Origin of the sequence: Dyadobacter sp. CY356 (assembly GCF_021440195.1) — a bacterium.
Taxonomy (GTDB): domain Bacteria; phylum Bacteroidota; class Bacteroidia; order Cytophagales; family Spirosomataceae; genus Dyadobacter.
The window spans coordinates 107,268-125,876 of the sequence record NZ_JAJTSZ010000007.1; the positions used below are offsets into that span (position 1 = coordinate 107,268).

General features: G+C 40.9%; 17 protein-coding genes. 11 read left to right on the forward strand and 6 right to left on the reverse strand.

Annotation, left to right across the window (positions count from 1 at the left end; genetic code table 11):
- Positions 1–22 precede the first annotated feature (22 nt).
- Positions 23–811, forward strand: coding sequence for an SDR family NAD(P)-dependent oxidoreductase (locus tag LXL81_RS21425; RefSeq protein ID WP_234648809.1), 789 nt, complete (start codon positions 23–25; stop codon positions 809–811).
- A gap of 12 nt (positions 812–823) precedes the next feature.
- Here the strand turns inward: LXL81_RS21425 and LXL81_RS21430 are convergent, their stop codons facing one another.
- The 4 genes from LXL81_RS21430 to LXL81_RS21445 form a co-directional block, all read right to left on the reverse strand.
- On the reverse strand, positions 824–1,540 hold the full coding sequence (locus LXL81_RS21430) for a hypothetical protein (RefSeq protein ID WP_234648810.1): 717 nt from the start codon (positions 1,538–1,540) through the stop codon (positions 824–826).
- Positions 1,541–1,612: 72 nt separating this feature from the next.
- Positions 1,613–2,206, reverse strand: coding sequence for a gliding motility lipoprotein GldD (gldD, locus tag LXL81_RS21435; protein WP_234648811.1), 594 nt, complete (start codon positions 2,204–2,206; stop codon positions 1,613–1,615).
- Between the two features lie 171 nt (positions 2,207–2,377).
- Positions 2,378–4,216 carry a glutamine--fructose-6-phosphate transaminase (isomerizing) gene (gene glmS, locus LXL81_RS21440; protein ID WP_234648812.1) on the reverse strand — a complete coding sequence of 613 codons (1,839 nt, stop codon included), beginning with the start codon at positions 4,214–4,216 and terminating at the stop codon, positions 2,378–2,380.
- A gap of 302 nt (positions 4,217–4,518) precedes the next feature.
- On the reverse strand, positions 4,519–5,325 hold the full coding sequence (locus LXL81_RS21445) for a glycogen/starch synthase (protein ID WP_137339094.1): 807 nt from the start codon (positions 5,323–5,325) through the stop codon (positions 4,519–4,521).
- A gap of 228 nt (positions 5,326–5,553) precedes the next feature.
- Between LXL81_RS21445 and panC the strand changes: the two genes are divergently transcribed.
- Entirely contained in the window at positions 5,554–6,396 is an 843-nt protein-coding gene (gene panC, locus LXL81_RS21450) for a pantoate--beta-alanine ligase (RefSeq protein ID WP_234648813.1), read from the forward strand.
- Positions 6,397–6,463: 67 nt separating this feature from the next.
- Here the strand turns inward: panC and LXL81_RS21455 are convergent, their stop codons facing one another.
- Positions 6,464–7,936, reverse strand: coding sequence for a Gfo/Idh/MocA family protein (locus LXL81_RS21455; protein ID WP_234648814.1), 1,473 nt, complete (start codon positions 7,934–7,936; stop codon positions 6,464–6,466).
- 327 nt (positions 7,937–8,263) lie between these two features.
- Here LXL81_RS21455 and panD point away from each other — a divergent pair, with 327 nt between their 5' ends.
- From panD to LXL81_RS21480, 5 genes are all read left to right on the forward strand, one after another.
- Entirely contained in the window at positions 8,264–8,614 is a 351-nt protein-coding gene (gene panD, locus LXL81_RS21460) for an aspartate 1-decarboxylase (RefSeq protein ID WP_234648815.1), read from the forward strand.
- Positions 8,615–8,663: 49 nt separating this feature from the next.
- Positions 8,664–9,698: a lysylphosphatidylglycerol synthase transmembrane domain-containing protein gene (locus LXL81_RS21465; RefSeq protein ID WP_234648816.1), complete on the forward strand. Its 1,035-nt coding sequence runs from the start codon at positions 8,664–8,666 to the stop codon at positions 9,696–9,698.
- A 33-nt stretch (positions 9,699–9,731) separates the two neighbouring features.
- Positions 9,732–10,217, forward strand: a complete 486-nt coding sequence (gene rfaE2 / locus LXL81_RS21470) for a D-glycero-beta-D-manno-heptose 1-phosphate adenylyltransferase (protein ID WP_234648817.1) — start codon at positions 9,732–9,734, stop codon at positions 10,215–10,217.
- Between the two features lie 93 nt (positions 10,218–10,310).
- Positions 10,311–10,991: a zinc metallopeptidase gene (locus LXL81_RS21475; RefSeq protein ID WP_234648818.1), complete on the forward strand. Its 681-nt coding sequence runs from the start codon at positions 10,311–10,313 to the stop codon at positions 10,989–10,991.
- 125 nt (positions 10,992–11,116) lie between these two features.
- On the forward strand, positions 11,117–11,497 hold the full coding sequence (locus tag LXL81_RS21480) for a DUF5618 family protein (RefSeq protein ID WP_234648819.1): 381 nt from the start codon (positions 11,117–11,119) through the stop codon (positions 11,495–11,497).
- An 11-nt stretch (positions 11,498–11,508) separates the two neighbouring features.
- Here the strand turns inward: LXL81_RS21480 and LXL81_RS21485 are convergent, their stop codons facing one another.
- Positions 11,509–12,678: a VCBS repeat-containing protein gene (locus LXL81_RS21485; RefSeq protein ID WP_234648820.1), complete on the reverse strand. Its 1,170-nt coding sequence runs from the start codon at positions 12,676–12,678 to the stop codon at positions 11,509–11,511.
- Between the two features lie 161 nt (positions 12,679–12,839).
- On the opposite strand from LXL81_RS21485, the gene gcvT reads away from it, so the two are divergent.
- The 4 genes from gcvT (at position 12,840) to LXL81_RS21505 (ending at position 18,574) form a co-directional block, all read left to right on the forward strand.
- Complete coding sequence (gene gcvT / locus LXL81_RS21490) at positions 12,840–13,922, forward strand: glycine cleavage system aminomethyltransferase GcvT (RefSeq protein WP_234648821.1); 1,083 nt, start codon at positions 12,840–12,842, stop codon at positions 13,920–13,922.
- An 89-nt stretch (positions 13,923–14,011) separates the two neighbouring features.
- Positions 14,012–14,722, forward strand: a complete 711-nt coding sequence (locus LXL81_RS21495; protein ID WP_234648822.1) for a 2-phosphosulfolactate phosphatase — start codon at positions 14,012–14,014, stop codon at positions 14,720–14,722.
- A 41-nt stretch (positions 14,723–14,763) separates the two neighbouring features.
- Positions 14,764–16,740, forward strand: a complete 1,977-nt coding sequence (locus LXL81_RS21500; RefSeq protein ID WP_234648823.1) for a hypothetical protein — start codon at positions 14,764–14,766, stop codon at positions 16,738–16,740.
- A 25-nt stretch (positions 16,741–16,765) separates the two neighbouring features.
- Entirely contained in the window at positions 16,766–18,574 is a 1,809-nt protein-coding gene (locus LXL81_RS21505; RefSeq protein ID WP_234648824.1) for a two-component regulator propeller domain-containing protein, read from the forward strand.
- Positions 18,575–18,609 lie beyond the last annotated feature (35 nt).

Genomic DNA, 18,609 nt, shown 5'->3' on the forward strand with positions numbered 1-18,609 from the left:
ATAAACCTAACCCACAAAAATTATGAATACCGACATATTTAATAACCAGGTTGCCATCGTAACAGGTGCCGGACAAGGAATTGGATTTGAGATTGCCAAACAATTGTCATTAAAAGGAGCTGGCGTAATTTTAAACGATTTTGATGCAGATCTTGCCACTCAGGCTGCCAATACCATTCGGGGAATGGGCGGAGAATGTATTGCATTTGCAGGAGATGCTTCGCAATCTGATATCATCGACGGAATGGTGGAAGAAGCCGTCAGTTGTTTTGGAAAGTTAACCATAGCTGTTGCCAATGCAGGTATTACTCTCTTTGGTGACTTTTTCGATTACCCAAAAGAAAATCTTCAAAAGGTTTTGGAGGTGAATTTGATGGGATCATTTTTACTGACTCAGGCAGCAGCCAGGCAAATGCGGACCCAAAAATCAGGTGGGAGGGTTTTGCTGATGTCGTCTGTTGTTGGTCATCAATCACATAAATTTCTGGGTGCTTATGCGATGACGAAAGCCGGGCTGGAAATGCTTGCCAAAAATCTTGTACTGGAATTATCTCCTTACGGAATCACAATTAACGCAGTTGCGCCAGGTGCTACGTTAACAGAAAGAACGTTAACAACCGATCCGACTTACCCAAAAATATGGTCCGGAATTACTCCCATGGGCAGGCCTGCAATTTGTGAAGACATTGCGAATGCAGCGTTATTCCTGCTTTCGCCATCATCAGGGCATATTACCGGGCAAAGTCTGATAGTGGATGGCGGATGGACTTCGGTTAGTCCCTTGCCGGATTTGAGCAATCTGGATACCTAGGGCTGGGAGAAATCATTCACCTGATCCTTCTGCAAACAATTGCGCTTCCAGATCATCAATATTTCCTTCCTTCGAAATAAAAAGCTCTCTTGGTTTTGTTGAAGCAGCTGGTTTAACCGTCATGAAGGTGCGGTATTGTTCGTCTGTGATAATTCTTAATTGCATTGCTCTTTTCAAAACCATAGGGAATGGCACTTTAAAAAAGTTGGCAATATCAGAAGCAAGGAAACCCGGGATTTTGGAAATATCATCACGGAAAAAACTTTCAACATCTTTGTAGGGCAACAATGCATCAAAAATCAATTGCTCCGAACGATTTGCCAAAGAGGCCGGACTCGAATACATACTATGCAGACCAAGCGATACCGTCAATAAATGAATGTGGTAATTCCGTTCATTAATCTCTGATGCAGCATTCACAAATACCCAGCCTTTTTGATGATACATGCAGGCAAAACCTTTGAAGGTTGTATCAATATTATGTAACTGAGCAATTTTAATTCCTTCGGGATAAGGTAATTTATGACCGATCTGATGAACGATATCCTGAGCGTAAGATACATCGGCAACCTCGCCTGCTGGCTCAATAACCCAGTCGCCGTTGACCAATCCATCAAAAAGCTGGTTAGCAAATTTCTGGCTTTCCACCTGACCTAAATGCAGAATAATTCTATTTCCACGAACTGAGAAATCAAGTGGGAGCTGATTTTTGATTTGCTTTCTGGCCATTTTTATGAAGAAGTGTTAATATTTATTTCAAAGATACATTCTTCCTGTATTCGCTACAAGATTAAAATCACTTTATCTCCACTGCAATGTGTTCAAAAGATGTACCATATCTTTTTGAATAAAATTTACTACCGGAGCCAAAGAATCATTTTTAGTGGCGGTAGAAAAATAGATCGCACCGCGTAAAAAATGCGTGGTACTATCCGTCGTATAGAATTGATAGGGACTTGGGACATCGCCTTCAATCTTGAAAATCATCGCAGTCAGATCATTTGTCGTAACCAGCTTTTGCGCCTGAATTGAAGAAGCGCGAACCTGATGTTTACCTGTCAATTTAAAAGAATCATTAATATAATCCTGCAAACGTTTTGGATCATTATTGATATCTTTATAAGTCAGCTGAATATTGGCCTTGAATTGAGGATAATAAATATAGATCCAGTCTTTTTGTGCGTTAGCAAAAGTATCCGGCATTATTCTCGCAGATCGGGAATATTCAAAAGTGTAAGGATGTTTTTCTGTCAGCTTTTGATAAGTCTGAGCCGGTAAGTCAATACGGTTAAAACCTTTCGGTCTTGGAACATAAGACTGCTGATCATTTCCACAGGAAACAAGAAATGACGAAAATAAAGCAAGAATAATAATGAGAGGGAAACGGTTTTGCATTGATTTATTTGATTTCTTTCAGCAGAAATTTAGCACGCAAAGCTAACGAAAAGAGCTAAACAATATTTTGGATTACTGATTTTACGTATGATTCCAAAACAAAAATAAGAAACCGCCAGACAGGACAGCTTCTTATTTTATTATTCCAATTAACTGAAAATCAATTTATTGCTATTCAACCGTAACCGATTTTGCAAGATTTCTTGGCTGATCAACATTTCTTCCACGCATAACCGCGATATAATATGAAAGTAATTGCAAAGGAATAACCGAAACCAACGGAGTAAGAATTTCATGAACTTCAGGTACTTCAATCACAAAATCAACCATACCCGGAATTAACGTATCTCCTTCTGTAACAATCGCTATCACACGACCTTTCCGCGCTTTCACTTCCTGAATATTGGAAACTATTTTTTCATAAGATCCATCTTTTGTAGCCAGAAAAACCACCGGCATATCTTCGTCAATCAGCGCAATAGGGCCATGTTTCATTTCCGCAGCCGGATATCCTTCTGCATGGATGTAAGAGATTTCTTTTAATTTTAATGCTCCTTCAAGCGCAACCGGAAAATTCAATCCACGACCCAGATAAATGAAATTCCGGACATAAGTAAAAATAAAAGCGATCTCCTTAATCTTGGCCGCATTTTCAAAAACCTTTTCAACCTTCGTTGGAATACCTTCCAGTTCATTCAAAAGCTGCTGATAAGTTTCTTCCGAGATCGTGCCTTTTCGTTTAGCAACCGCGATGGCAATTAATGTCAAAACTGTTACCTGAGCGGTAAAAGCTTTTGTGCTCGCCACACCAATTTCCGGCCCGGCATGTGTGTAAGCACCTGCATGCGAAGCGCGGGCAATGGAAGAACCAACAACATTGCAAACCCCGAAAATAGTCGCGCCTTTTGATTTTGCCAGTTCGATCGCAGCCAGGGTATCAGCCGTTTCACCGGATTGAGAAATGGCTATTACAATATCATTTTTTTTGATAACCGGGTTTCTGTAACGGAATTCAGAAGCATATTCTACCTCTACATTGATCCTTGCAAGTTCTTCAAAAAGATATTCCGCCACCAGGCCGGCATGCCAGGAAGTTCCGCAACCAACAATAACGATCCTGTCTGCGGCAGCCAGTTCATCAATATAATCTGCCAGACCGCCAAGCTGTAAATGTGCATCGGAAGCACTCAATCTCCCACGCATACTGTCCGCAATGGAGCGCGGCTGTTCAAAAATTTCTTTTATCATGAAATGATCATAACCACCTTTTTCGATGGTTTCCAGTTCCATTTCAAGTTTTTGGATATAAGGCACTTTCTGGGTGTTGTCCAGATTCTGAATGCTTAGTTTGCCATCACGAATCACAGCAACCTCATAATCATCCAGATAAACCACATCTTTTGTATATTCAATAATCGGTGTTGCATCCGAAGCAAAGAAAAATTCATCTTCTCCGATTCCGATCACCAAAGGACTTCCTTTTCTTGCAGCTATTAACTGATCCGGAAAATCTACCGACATGATAACAATCGCATAAGCCCCGACAACTTCCAAAAGTGCAAGTCTGACAGCTTCTTCCAAAGATTTCCCCGTTTCCTTTTGAATATCTTCAATGAAATGAATCAGTACCTCTGTGTCCGTGGCGCTGTGAAATACATGTCCTTTGCTTAAAAGATTTTGTTTGATCGAAGCGTAATTTTCAATGATACCATTGTGAATAATGGCAAGTTTGTGATCGTTTGAAAAATGCGGATGTGCATTGACATCGTTGGGTTCACCATGCGTTGCCCAGCGCGTATGCCCAATTCCGATTGTTGATTTTAATTGTTTGCCATTCAACTGACTTTCCAGATCAGTCACTTTTCCCTTTTTCTTATAAATATTCAATTCTGCATCTTCCATCAAGGCAACGCCGGAACTGTCATAACCACGATATTCCAAACGTTTAAGGCCCTTAATAATTAATGGATAGGCCTCTCTGCTTCCAACATAAGCAACAATTCCGCACATATTTTCTCTTAATTTATTTTGGATGTATGTATAGTATTGAGTGCAAATAAATAAGAAGCTGAACTAGATAACAAACTAAATCCTAAAAATTATCCAATTTTAATAGAGTGTTCGAACACACACTATATTATTCATAATGAAGGATTTAATCTTAAAATTTATTAAAAAATCAGTATATAAACATTCCGTGATGATCTGGAAATTTCCCTGTATGTGGCCTTCCGTCAACTGAATCAAAAAATTAAAGCACAAAAAAATGGCGGCCAGAAACTGGTCGCCATCTAACAATTCGTTTTTCTATTTTAGCTCATCAAATCTGTATACAGATTGTAATAAGATTCAGAGAATTTTTCGTCTTCCTCATCCAGTTCAACACGCTTTGGTGCATCGTTGAAAATCTGGTTAAGGCTGTCGCTGCAATGCTCTTCGGCTTTGACAACAGCATCAGCATATGCACATCCGATTTTAACAAAACCTTCAAAATCTGCTGAGTGAAGATGCGAAAGTGCCTCATCACTAACATCAATTGCTTTTGCCTTGCTCATCAAATCAGCATCAAATTTATAGTCAAAAGCGTTGTTATGTACTGTAAATACACTTTTTGTATCTTTAAACATCGGATCGTTACGATACGTAGTTTTTAGATACATCGGGATTAAAGCAGTCATCCAGTCGTTGCAATGTACAACGTCCGGTGCCCATCCCAGTTTTTTCACAGTTTCAAGAACACCTTTGCAAAAGAAAATCGCACGCTCATCATTATCATCGTAAAAATTATTCTCCTTATCAAAGAATACCGATTTACGGTGAAAATAGTCATCGTTATCTATAAAATAAACTTGTAATTTGGCGTTTGGAATGGAGGCTACCTTGATAATCAGCGGTTTTTCTTCATCGCCAACCGTAATATTAATTCCTGACAATCGAACTACTTCGTGAAGCCTGTTTTTACGCTCATTGATTAGACCAAATCGAGGTACCAAAATCCTGATTTCCGCGCCACGTTCCTGCATTGCTTGCGGTAATCTTCTAACATAATCCGCAACATCTGTGGTTTGGAGAAAAGGATTGATTTCACTGGCTACATACAAAATTCGTAGTTTGTCCATTAGATATTTAGCAGTTTGTGAAAAAAAGTTTTGCAAAATTACATAAAAAAAACCGGGATTTCAATAGAAGTTAAAAACTAATTGTAATATTGCGCAGAGTTTGGCCGTATTTATGCCAAATATTTTACAAACCCCCGCGAAAAGGCCGGAATCAGCATATTTTACCAGCAATACTGAAAAAGTCAGTCTGTAACGAATCCGGCGTCTTCACATCTATAAATACCTTTCATGGAAGTTTTTACTTCAATTCATAGCCTTAAAAATTTCCTTTCTGTTCAACGCCTCCAAAATAAAAGTATTGGACTGATTCCAACCATGGGTGCGCTGCATGAAGGACACATATCATTAATTGAAACGGCAAGCACTGAGAATGACATCACCGTTTGCACCATTTTTGTAAATCCTACACAATTCAACAATCCGGAAGATCTGGCGAAATATCCAAGGACGCTGGAAGAAGATTGCAAAATGTTAGAAACCGCGGGCTGCTCTGCCGTTTTTGCACCTACGGTCGATGAAATGTATCCTGAGCAAACAATGCTTACCATGAATTTTGGTTTGCTTGAAACGGTTATGGAGGGCGCTTCGAGACCTGGGCATTTTAACGGCGTGGGAATTGTAGTTTCCAAACTTTTCAATATTGTTCAGCCGCACAAAGCTTATTTTGGCCAGAAAGACTTACAACAGGTAACGGTTGTAAAAAGACTGGTTGCAGATTTGTCTTTCAATCTTGAATTAATCGTTTGTCCGACTGTCAGAGAAAATGACGGCCTGGCGATGTCATCAAGAAACAGAAGACTGAACGAAGCAGAAAGAGCACATGCGCCGATTATTTACAAAATACTCGTGGACGCGAAAGAGAAAATTTTAAGCGGAGTTGATATAGAAGAAACAAAAGAAGCCGTACAACGCGAATTTTTGGTCCTTGCCGGCTTTGAACTTGATTATTTTGAAGTTGTCAATATCAAAACCTTGCAACCTATACATACGCTGGGCGCTGCCGGTACTACGGCACTTTGCATTGCTACTTTTTTAGGTCCGGTCAGGTTAATTGACAATATCATTTTTTAATTCCGGTTTGCTATAAAACAGAAAAAGCCTCTTCCGAGGCTTTTTCTGTTTTATATATAAATGGATTCTACTCCAATTTCCAGTCCCCGCGATATGTGCGTTTCACAAACTGATTCGCTTCGTCAAAGTTGGTAATTTTCATATTGGTACCATCCCATAGCAATTTCTTACGTCCAGGGAAGTCAAAACCTTTTCCGTCAGCTCTCGCCTGGCGAAGCGTATAGCTACGGATACCCAGATTACCCATGATTACTGTTTCAGTAAGAGGTCCGGCGTAGTCAAACGATGAAGTCAGTGCTTTGTGTTCTTTGCTTTGAAAACCTGCTTTGCAGGCATCAGACCAGGAAACATGGTGACCGAATTCCGGCATTGGCGTGTATTTGTTTCCAAAATTACCTTCCTTGTATTCCAGTTTGGTACCATTTTTCAAATAAACTTTTGGTGCTTTACCATAAGTTCCACAAGTCATTACACCTTTTTCTCCGATCAATAAAACACCGTTACTGCTGTCCGGCTCTCCGAGCGGATCATTTGCAGGAATCAAATCCGGGTGGAATGGACGCAACCCGCCATCATGCCATGTCAGTGTAACTTCTGATTTATTCACTTTATTAGCCGGGAATTTCAGCTGAACTCTTGCGGAAGGAGGACAACCCTCAGGAATGTATTCAGCATCCCAATCCTTTATAAATACTTGTCCAACACTACATTCAAGTTCTGTTGGATAACCGAGTCCCAATGTTCTGAAAGCAGGGTCAATCAGGTGACATCCCATATCGCCCAAAGCACCAGTTCCGAAGTTCCACCATCCGCGCCATTTGAATGGATGCCAAGCAGGGTTATAATCAACCCATGGAGCAGAGCCGACCCATAGATCCCAATCCAGACCTTCCGGCGTTGGCATTTTTGCAGTTGGAACAGGAATTCCCTGCGGCCACACCGGACGGTTTGTCCATACGTGTGCCTCATGAACATTCCCAATCAAACCTTTGTTAAACCATTCCTTCATCTGCGTTTGCGCAGGATTGGAAGCACCCTGATTCCCCATCTGGGTCACCACTTTATATTTTCTCGCAGCTTCGGTAAGCATACGCGCTTCGTAGATATCATGCGTCAAAGGCTTTTGCACATACACATGTTTCCCTCTTTGCATGGCCGCCATCGCGATGATCGCGTGCATATGGTCCGTTGTTGAAACCGTTACTGCATCTATATCCTTACCCATTTCATCGAACATGCGTCTGAAATCTTTATATTTCTTGGCATCAGGATGAAGTTCAAAATTCTTTTTTGCCTGATTCCAGTCAACGTCACAAAGCGCTACCAGATTTTCTGCGCCTTTGTTCCAGGCGTTGTTGGTATCCGAAAATCCTTTACCGCCAACACCAATACCGGCAATATTCAATTTATCACTCGGAGCGATAAATCCTTTGCCCAGCACGTTTCTTGGAACGATAAAAAAACTTCCCACTGCGGCCGCGGTCGTTTTCTGAAGAAAGTCACGGCGCGTCACGCCGCTCGGTTTATTCTCTGTACTCATCGGGTTTTGGTCTTAAATAAGATTAATAATAGTCAAAAGCGTGTTTGCACTAAATCATACTGAACGGAAACAATCAGCGCTTAAATATAACAACGTTCGGATATATAGTACTATTATTTCCTATTATTTCACCATTACTATTTTCCGGAATAGTATGGTGACCATAAAAATTCGGTGGTAAAATGCCGGGAGATATGCCTTATTCGAATACTATTCAAAATTGGAACTACGCCGAAAACGGTTATGTTTTGAAGGCTGTGTATAATTCCTTTAACTTTGCGGAATTTCCACGCATTCACAATAAAATTTCACTCATCTAGCTGAGTAATGCAACTAACCATCATGAAGTCCAAGATTCACCGCGTTAAGGTGACTCAGGCAGAATTAAATTACGTAGGGAGTATCACCATTGATGAAGATCTGATGGATGCTGCCGGATTACTTGAAAATGAACAAGTTCATATTGTCAACAATAATAATGGCGAACGTTTTGTAACGTATGTTATTAAAGGTGAACGCAATACCGGCATGATCTGCCTGAATGGCGCCGCAGCCAGAAGGGTGCAGATTGGCGATATCATCATCATTATATCGTATGCAAGTATGACGCCGGAAGAAGCAAAAACTTACAAACCTCTTGTCGTTTTCCCTGATCATAACAACCAGCTTGTAGCTTAGCTTTGCTGTTGACGATTGTCTTATTACTCACAAACGAAATTTTCCAAAAATGAAAAGCGCACTTCGCTATATTATCTCGCTGGGACTTGCGGGTGGTCTGATCTGGTTCGTTTTTAAGGATATCAATCTTGACGATATGCTTAAAAGATTTGCTCAGGCCGATTGGCGTTGGATGGCGCTTTCCTGTGTTCTTTTAATAGGAGCGCACATAACCCGGGCCTGGCGCTGGGGAATGCTTATGGAGCCGCTTGGCTATAAACCAAATCTGTTAAACAGTACAATCTCTGTATTGACCGGATATTTTGCCAATTATATTGTCCCGAGAATGGGTGAAGTTACCCGTTGCGGAACACTTTACAGATTGGAAAAAATTCCTGTAAATCTAAGTTTTGGAACAGTGGTTGCGGAAAGGATTTTTGATGTGATCATTCTTTTAGGACTTATTGGTTTGAACTTCATACTGGAATTTGACCGCCTCAGTAGCTTTTTTACAGAAATGTTTCAAAGTAAAATCTCTGGAAACGGACAGCCTGCGGCGGGTCCAAATCTTTTTCTGATCATTGGAGGTATTGTATTCCTGGTTGGAATCATTGCTGTAATTGTCGTTTTACGCAGTGCTTCTTTGCGGGATAAACTGATGCAGAATGCAGTTATTCAAAAGATCGCCGGATTTTTACAAGGTATGCTTGAAGGTTTACTGAGTGTGAGAAAATTGAAAAATCCAGGTTTATTCTTTCTGAGCACTGCAATGATCTGGATCTTATACTATCTGGTTTCTTATGTGCTCTTCTTTTGTATTCCGGAAACTTCTCAACTCGGATTATTGGCAGGACTTACCTTGCTTGTCGTAGGTTCAATTGGTATGACAGCACCTACGCAGGGAGGTATCGGAGCCTATCATTTATTGGTAGGGAGTGTGATGGTTTTGTATGGTTTAACCCAAAAAGATGGGATAACGCTGGCAACTTTTATTCATGGTACGCAAATGTTATTTATGCTGGTAGTAGGCGCTTTGGCATTTTTGTTCGTACTAGTTCAGAATAAGGCAACAGACGAACCTGTGGCGGCAGTTACCAATCCTTAATTCATCTTTTCTTATACCAAAATATTATTGAGAATGAATCCGACAGAAAGTAAGATCGTACGTATAGATGAAGCAAAAACGCTGATTGAAGATTGGCAAAGAGCAGGCCAGAAAGTTGTTTTCACCAACGGCTGTTTTGATATTGTACATCTGGGCCATATTGATTATCTGGAAAAAGCACATGCATTGGGCGGAAGGCTGGTACTTGGGCTTAATACAGATGCATCTGTAAGCCGTTTGAAGGGCCCACTTCGCCCCGTTGTAAATGAGTATGCACGTGCCCGTTTGATGTCAGCATTGTCATTTGTAGATGCTGTCATTTTGTTCGACGAACCTACCCCGAGTGAGCTGATAGAGGCTCTAAAACCTGACATTTTGGTAAAAGGTGACGATTATACAGTCGAAAATATCGCTGGCGCGGATTTTGTCCTTGCTAATGGAGGAGAGGTAAAAACGATAGCACTTGTAAAAGGATATTCAACATCTGCGGTAATTGAAAAGATTAAACAAGGATATTGAGCAAAAGAAAATTTCATACAAGTGACCAATATCAAAAGCTCCGTTTAAGTATTGAAATTTTAATTTTTCATAAAAATCTAAAGAGAAAAAGATATGATGGGTGCCTATGTTATCGGTATACTTGTCATGCTCGTAAGTGTTTACGTGCAATGGCGGTTAAAAAGTAAGTTTGAAGAATATTCACAAGTAGGATTAAGCAATGGAATGAGCGGCCGCGAGATCGCTGAGAAAATGCTTAGAGATAGTGGAATTTATGACGTTCGCGTTGTTTCTGTTGAAGGCCAACTGACGGACCATTATAACCCTGAGGATAAAACGGTGAACCTGAGTCCTGACGTGTTTCACGGCAGAAGTGTTTCGGCAGCTGCGGTTGCATCCCACGAATGTGGTCATGCTGTCCAACATGCCACAGCTTACAAATGGCTGCAATTCCGCTCAAAAATGGTTCCGTTTTTAAGTGTATCATCACGTTACATGCAGTGGGTAATTTTAGGTGGTATTTTGTTATTGAACACAACGCCACTTCCATTGACAATTGGTGTTGCTTTATTTGCCGTAACTACACTTTTCACTTTCATTACACTTCCTGTTGAATATGATGCAAGTAACAGAGCTTTGGCCTGGATCCAGCAAAACAGAGTGGTGAACGAAAGAGAGTATGTAATGGCTGCTGACGCCTTGAAATGGGCAGCAAGAACTTACCTGGTTGCAGCAATCGGTTCATTAGCGACATTGCTTTATTATGTAACACTTTTGATGGGCAGAAGAGATTAATTTGATTTTTAATCAAAGTTTGAATATTGAGAGAAGTCAGCTAGTAAAGGGTTGGCTTCTCTTTTTTGTTTGGTTATATTTGTTTTACAACATCCACTATAAAATTAAAATCTCGTAAGTAATCAATGGATTCAATATCAGAAGCCCGCCGCCATATTGCAAACGCCAAAGAGATATTAAGTGAAAAGGCAAAAAAGGAAGATGGCCGTTATCAGGATAAAAAATATGTAAAGATGGCTGGGCATACAGCCTATACTGGTGTATTATTAGCTTTGGATATTTTATTGGGCAACAAGAAAAAATCAACCAGAAAGAGTGTCGAATGGTATCGGTCAGAATTATCAAATCGAGATAAAAAAATCAGTGGATCATTTGCCGACGTTTACGATGTACTTCATTTATCCATGGGTTATGACGGTTTAAGCAATGCCAAAATTGCAGCTATGGGTCTGCAAGAAGCTGAAAAAATTATTAGTTGGGTGGAACAAAGACTTGCAGTAGCTTAAATCAATTCAACTCACTTCCGCTGATTCCAATAAATCACAACATTATGAGTCGAACGACCGGAAGCCACAACATCCAGATCTCCATCTCCATCAAGATCTGCTGTTGTTAAGTCTTCACAAGCGATTTTGATTTTATCATCCAGCGAATATTCCTGCCATTTTTTCCCTTCCGCGTCCATACCAACAAACATTCTCACGCCCATCTGATCTGCAACATTTGGATTTCGCCAGCCCACAACAATCTGATCCCGGCCTTGTCCGAAAAAATCAGCGCATGCCAATGCATGTCCTTCTTTCATTTTATCCGTCAAAACAGTTCTGTTGTCTTTTGAATACACCACCAGGGAATTTCCGTGCATCGGCTCAACCGTAGCAGAAAAAAGCTGATTTTTCCCCAAAGTCCCCATTCTGATCTCTCCTACACCCTGGCCCGGAACCATCCAGTTTCCCGAAGGTGCCCAACCATCCACACCGTTTAAAAAAACCTGAACACCTTCCTTACTAGCCACAGCTAAACCAACAAATCTTCCCGGAACTTCCATCGGTTGAAAATTATGCGTCATATGCATATTTGTTTCAATCAAATTATAACCCCATAAACCTTTACGATTTTCAGGAACGTCAAAGGCAATCAAATTCACGCCTGCTCCCACTCCGTTTACGTTTCCTTCGCCATGCAGCGGTAATACGATCAGCTGAAAAGTATTGTCTTCTCTTTTTACCCACTGCATTCTATGAATTGTAACTTCATGATGCAAACGTGTTGGCTCCCAAAGTTTGGTCCTGTCTTCGGTTGGGGATAAATAAAATACCGCCCCCGATTGTTTGTTATTTTTTGTCTCTGACGGATTCCACTGTGCACCTACCGCGATTTCCACTTTTCCGTCACCATCAATATCCCTGGCAGCTATGCAGACATTATCCTGCTCAGTAAGGTCTTTGGCAATCACGTAACGTACCCATTTTCCAGACTTTTCTCCCGGATTCTTATACCAGACAACTTCAGTTTTATCTGCCAGCAAAATATCAGGTTTTCCATCGCCATCCACATCACCCGTTGTTACCCCATAACCAATGCTGATTTCACTATCAATCACTTCCCCCTTGAACGTAGCCGTCTGGCTGTTAGATTTTAAATGGAAAAGCAGAATGATAACGAACGATAATATTTGTTTTTTCATAGATCAATTTTCAATTTCAATGCCAGGATCAGGCCATAAAGCCTACTTTTTCACAATATACTTCAAAAACATTACCTGTTGCATTTCAAAACATACATTTTTGCGTCGCTTTGGTCTGCTTTTCATACTTTTGTAGTTTACAGAGAACCAAAAACCATTTTATGAAAACCGTTCCCCTACACCAGGTCCACGTTGAGTTAGGTGCCAAAATAGTACCCTTTGCAGGTTTTGAGATGCCAGTGCGCTATTCTTCTGATATGGAAGAGCATCATACAGTCCGCAATAACGTAGGTGTTTTTGATGTTTCGCATATGGGGGAATTTAGTATTAAAGGTCCGGGAGCGTTGGATCTGATACAAAAAGTAACATCCAATGATGCTTCGGCTCTTTTTGATGGAAAAGTACAATACAGCTATTTGCCAAATGCAGACGGCGGCGTGGTCGATGATTTGCTTGTTTACCGTTACAGTGCAGAGGAATATCTTTTGGTTGTCAATGCTTCCAACATAGAAAAAGACTGGAACTGGATCAAGAGCCATAATACGAAAGGTGTTGAAATGAAAAACCTTTCAGATGAATTATGTCTGTTGGCTGTTCAGGGACCAAACGCAACAGCAACTTTGCAAAAACTGACAAGTGTTGATTTGGCTGCGATGGATTATTATACATTCCAGGTTGGTCAAATGGCCGGAATTGATGACGTTATTATCTCAGCCACAGGTTATACCGGCGCAGGCGGATTTGAGATTTATATCAAAAATGAGGAAGCCAAAAAGATGTGGGAAGCCATTTTTGAGGCTGGGAAAGAATACAATATACAGCCTGTCGGACTTGGTGCACGTGATACCTTGCGTCTTGAAAAAGGCTTTTGTTTATATGGAAATGATATTGATGATAAAACTTCTCCTTTGGAAGCCGGCCTTGGCTGGGTTACCAAATTCACGAAAGATTTTATCAATTCAGAAGATTTAAAAAGTCAGAAAGAAACTGGTTTAAAAAATAAGCTCGTAGGATTTGAAATGATCGACCGTGGAATTCCGCGTGGTCATTACGAACTTTGTGATGCCGAAGGAAATAAGTTGGGTGATGTTACATCAGGAACACAATCTCCTACCTTACAAAAAGGAATTGGTTTAGGTTATGTACCAACCGCATACAGCAAACCTGAAACAGAAATTTTCGTCAAGGTGAGAGACCGCCTTTTGAAAGCAAAGGTTGTAAAATTACCTTTTGTAAAAGGTTGATATACTTTTTCTTGCCGAATTGATTTCTCAGTTCGGCAATCTATTTTTGTCTCAAAATCGTAATACCAAAATTCTGTTTAGTAATAAGTATGAAACACCTTGACGTCTGCCTTACCCCTGACTTGCTGCATTTACATAAACTTGATAATTCAATAGTAGTTGTTGCCGATATTTTCCGCGCCACTTCCTGTATGGTAACCGGCCTTGCTTATGGCGTAAAAAGTATAACACCAGTGGCCACCGTAGAAGAATGTAAACTTTTACAGGACAGAGGATTTATTGCCGCCGCAGAACGTGATGCACATAAAGTGGAAGGATTCGATCTGGATAATTCTCCGTTCAGCTATATGAACGAGCGATTAATTGGATCTGAAATTGCAATGACTACTACCAACGGAACGTTATCCATTGCAAAAGCAAGAGCTTCTGCTGTGAAAGTAATGGTTGGCGCATTTTTGAATCTTGGTGCATTGGCCAATCATCTGAGATCTGAACAATATGATGTGCTTGTACTTTGTGCAGGCTGGAAAGGAAGACCAAACCTGGAAGATACCTTATTTGCCGGTGCTTTGGCCGATGCTTTGAAAGATCAGTTTATGTTGAGAGAAGACGGCACGCTGATGGCACAAAGACTTTATAATCAGAGTAGTGATAATTTACTTTCTGCTGTTTCCAACTCTTCACACGTAAGAAGATTACAGCGTCTGGGTATTCATAAAGATATTTCTTATTGTTTACAAAAAGATCTTTATGACGTGGTTCCGGTTTTAAGAGGGACAACACTGGTAGCTATGAACTAGCCAGTTCAATATTTTTGTAAAATAAGTTTCAACAACTATACATGTCAAAGTTCTTCATCATTGCTTTTTTTGGATTGCTGCTGAGCATCACCTCGGTGAACGCACAGAAAAGTCCTTCCAAGGCAAAAACAGTTTCCAAGCCTAAGTCTTCTGCCGCCAAGCCTGCAACCATCAATAAGCCTGCGGTTGTGACCAAGCCAAAATCAGATAGTCTTTTACCAAACAAGGCCGCGAAAGAAATCATTAAAGCGAAAGAAGTTGTAGCGGATACTTTGCAAGAAGTCTCCGGAGACACTTTGACAGAAAAAGCAGCCGAGGAGCAAGTCGTGAAAGCAGCAAAAGCTGCCGGAGATACCGTTTATGCTTACAAAATCATTGCTGATGATCTGTCCTACATGCAGGTCTGCCCTGGGACTACGATAACTTTGCCCTTTACTACGGAAGGTCCCTTTGATGAAGACAATAATTTTATTGTTCACATTATTGACCCGGCCGGCAAGTCAATCCCTATTTCTTTGCCATCAAAAAAAGGCCCTATCCGTGCCGTTATTCCTTCATATAAAATTGGCGGAGAAGTTTACAGATTGCAGATATTAAGTACTATCCCGGTTGTAAAAAGTCAGGAAGTGCCAATTCGATTACTTCAAACGCCTACTGCAAGAATTGAAGTTGCTGATGGTACGCAAGCCGTCCGCATTATGCCGGGAAAAGAAGCACAATTACGCATCAATTTACAGGGGAGTGCACCATGGACTTTCAGACTTTCTGATAGCACCACGGTTCAAACCATGTCAAATCCCTATTACATGACCGTAAAACCATCGCATGTGAAAGCATACCGGATTATTGGAGTGTCCAATGCTTGTGGAAGCGGTGTAAGCACTGGAGAGCCGATTATTAATGTTGATGATAATCCCGAACCAAAACTTGAACTGAAAGAAGTTGACAAGTTGGTCCGGGTGTGTACAGGTATTCCTTTCCAGGTTCCATTCAGCGCAACTGGAAGATTTAAAGCGGGAAATAAATTTGTGGTACAAATCGCGGATCATTCAGGTAATTATAAAACGATCTCCTCCCCGGACACAACAGGATATATTGCTACACAAATTCCTTCAACCTACAAACCGGGAGATTATCGTCTGCGTGTGACTTCTTCTGCGCCGTATCTGGTAAGTCAGTTTGCCAATATTACGATTGTAGCACCAACAGTCGCTACGCTTCAAAGAGATTCCCTGCACTTACCTGAAAATGGCTCAGGAGACTTGTCAGTACGTTTTGATGGCGGGGGCCCATGGTTTGTGCTTTTATCTGATGGAACTTACGAAAATAACATTATGGATTCTCCGCATAAAATCACGGTGAAACCTTATTACGATACGAACTTCCAGATCACTTCCGCCGGCGGACTTTGCGGTGTTGGAAAATTTTCAGGTCGCGCTGTGGTTAGTGTCACGACGCCACCTGCAAGTATCACCATGGAAAAGCTTCCGCAATCAACTGTTTGTGCCGGAAGCAGCATCGAAATCCCATATAAAACTGCCGGGAGATATTCTGCTACCAATAGGTTTGTTGTGCAGATAACGGATAAAAACGGAAGGTTTGTAGATTTGCCAACAACTGTGTCTGCAACCACTTTTACGGCAAAAGTCACCTCTGCGGTTTCTCCGGGAGATACCATCCGTGCACAAAAAATCAGAATTATTTCCTCTTCGCCAGCTGTATCCAGTAAAGTGGAAGAAATAAAAGTGATTCCAAATAATAAAGCGATTGGAGAGGTGACCGGGAAAGCATTTATTGCTGCCGGAAGATCAACCCGGATTCAGCTGAAATTTAAAAATGGATTACCTCCCTGGTCATTTACTTTATCTGACGGAACGGCTGTGAACGGAACATTTCTGAATCCATACCTGATTACCGTTTCACCTGCAGCCACAACTGAATATACCATCAGCTCATTGAAAAGTGGCTGCGGAACAGGCATTGGTACAGGGTCGGCAATTGTAACTGTCGATAAATAATTTTCAACCCCAAAGTAAAAGCGAAATGATACGTAATATAATACTGCTTTTACTTTGGGGAATTCCGGCCAGTACTGCGCATGGACAAAATGTTCCGCTGGGTTCCTGGGAATCGCATTTTAGTTATCGTTCAGCAAAACATATTATCAAAGTCCGGAACAAAATCTTTTGTTCTTCCCACAATGGTCTGTTTAGTATTGATCAATCTGATAATAAGATTGTAAATTACTCCAAAACAAATGGTTTGAGCGAAGTGGGAATAAGTGCTATAGCTTATGATTCTACCGAAAATCTGATCATGCTGGCATACCGGAGCGGCAATCTCGATCTGTTATATCTGAATGAGAATCTGGAACCAGATCAAATTATTTACTGGCCATTTCTGGCCGATGCTACTGATCTGCCAGCCAATAAACAGGTTTCCAAAATATCATTTCGGGAAAATAAAGTATACCTCAGTACCAATTTTGGAATTATAAAACTGGATCCAAAACTGCGGGAGATTGAGGAAACATACCGTTATATTGGTCCTGCCGGTCTGGAAGTGGCCGTAACCGATATTACTTTTAGTCAAGATTCGTTATTTGCGGCGACTTCGCGGGGACTTCTGGCGACATCTTTAAGTTCTACCATAAACAAGCAATACTTTGCCAACTGGCAAACCGTACCAACACCTTATAACGCCATTTCGGTATCTTTTCAAAACGGGAATTTATATGCAGGATTCTCGGGAAACGGAGTTTATAAAAGGAATAATACGGCATGGGAAGCGATATATAAATCAACCAGTCAGACCTATTCATTCTCTGACCACAATAATCTGGTAACACTTTCTGACCGGATTTTAGTTTTAAACCCGAATAAAACTGACGTTTATCAAAATCCGGTTTTTATCAATCTTCAGGAATCTTTACGTATAAACTCCTATTTCTGGAGTGCCGATTCAAAGCAGGGATTGTTAAGTAATAAAGACGGAGCATTTCGGTCTTACAGTCCCGTAGATGCAGACACTACAATATCTCCCCGAGCAGATTCTACCGTTACTGATTTAAATGGATTAACCTGGTCAAGATTACCGGATTATCTGGGTGGCGGAATTTCTGTAAAAAATGTTCAGACCAATAAACAGCGAATTCTTACTACCTCTATTGGAAATGGCGGCTTACCATCCTCAATAATCCATAGCCTGGCAATAGATACGGACGGATACATATGGTTTGCCAGTGAACGTGGTGTGGGTTATTTCATTACTGATGACATTTTATCAGGATCAGCTGTTAATGCAATATTACCCATTTACGGGCAACGAAAACTGTTTTCAAGCGAGCGGTCAAACGCCATTTCCGTAGAACCCGGAAACCGGAAGTGGATCGGCACAGACAACGGATTATTTCTATTTACAACCGATGGCACAGAACTGATAAGACAGTTTACTGCGTCGGATAGTCCTTTACCATCCAGTAAGATATCAGCTTTAAATTTTGAAGGGGCATCTGGTTTACTATTTGTTGACACACCAAACGGAATGGTTTCTTACCGCAGCGACGCCAGTGCTCCAAGTGAAAATCTGTCTTCGATTACGGTTTTTCCAAATCCTGTCAGACCAAATTTTGATGGTGTTCTGGGTGTTAAAGGCCTTATGAATAACGCTACCGTTAAATTTACAGATCTTTCCGGTCGGCTCGTTTACGAAACCCGTTCACAGGGCGGCACAGCATCCTGGAATCTAAATGACTACACAGGAAAAAGAGTCAGGGGTGGAATTTATCTGATTATCATTGTGTCCTCTGACAGAAGTGAAAAAATGGCAGGAAAACTGGCGGTCATTAATTAGAAACAACCTGATCATAAACAATTATCGAAATCAGA

Bases quoted from the DNA above. Each gene is read 5' to 3' on its own strand.
- LXL81_RS21465 (WP_234648816.1), top strand. From the start codon at position 8,664: ATGAAAAGCGCACTTCGCTATATTATCTCGCTGGGACTTGCGGGTGGT.
- LXL81_RS21500 (WP_234648823.1), top strand. From the start codon at position 14,764: ATGTCAAAGTTCTTCATCATTGCTTTTTTTGGATTGCTGCTGAGCATC.
- LXL81_RS21505 (WP_234648824.1), top strand. From the start codon at position 16,766: ATGATACGTAATATAATACTGCTTTTACTTTGGGGAATTCCGGCCAGT.
- LXL81_RS21445 (WP_137339094.1), bottom strand. From the start codon at position 5,325: ATGGACAAACTACGAATTTTGTATGTAGCCAGTGAAATCAATCCTTTT.
- gldD (WP_234648811.1), bottom strand. From the start codon at position 2,206: ATGCAAAACCGTTTCCCTCTCATTATTATTCTTGCTTTATTTTCGTCA.
- LXL81_RS21475 (WP_234648818.1), top strand. From the start codon at position 10,311: ATGATGGGTGCCTATGTTATCGGTATACTTGTCATGCTCGTAAGTGTT.
- gcvT (WP_234648821.1), top strand. From the start codon at position 12,840: ATGAAAACCGTTCCCCTACACCAGGTCCACGTTGAGTTAGGTGCCAAA.
- LXL81_RS21495 (WP_234648822.1), top strand. From the start codon at position 14,012: ATGAAACACCTTGACGTCTGCCTTACCCCTGACTTGCTGCATTTACAT.
- rfaE2 (WP_234648817.1), top strand. From the start codon at position 9,732: ATGAATCCGACAGAAAGTAAGATCGTACGTATAGATGAAGCAAAAACG.
- glmS (WP_234648812.1), bottom strand. From the start codon at position 4,216: ATGTGCGGAATTGTTGCTTATGTTGGAAGCAGAGAGGCCTATCCATTA.
- panD (WP_234648815.1), top strand. From the start codon at position 8,264: ATGCAACTAACCATCATGAAGTCCAAGATTCACCGCGTTAAGGTGACT.
- LXL81_RS21430 (WP_234648810.1), bottom strand. From the start codon at position 1,540: ATGGCCAGAAAGCAAATCAAAAATCAGCTCCCACTTGATTTCTCAGTT.
- LXL81_RS21485 (WP_234648820.1), bottom strand. From the start codon at position 12,678: ATGAAAAAACAAATATTATCGTTCGTTATCATTCTGCTTTTCCATTTA.
- LXL81_RS21425 (WP_234648809.1), top strand. From the start codon at position 23: ATGAATACCGACATATTTAATAACCAGGTTGCCATCGTAACAGGTGCC.
- panC (WP_234648813.1), top strand. From the start codon at position 5,554: ATGGAAGTTTTTACTTCAATTCATAGCCTTAAAAATTTCCTTTCTGTT.
- LXL81_RS21480 (WP_234648819.1), top strand. From the start codon at position 11,117: ATGGATTCAATATCAGAAGCCCGCCGCCATATTGCAAACGCCAAAGAG.
- LXL81_RS21455 (WP_234648814.1), bottom strand. From the start codon at position 7,936: ATGAGTACAGAGAATAAACCGAGCGGCGTGACGCGCCGTGACTTTCTT.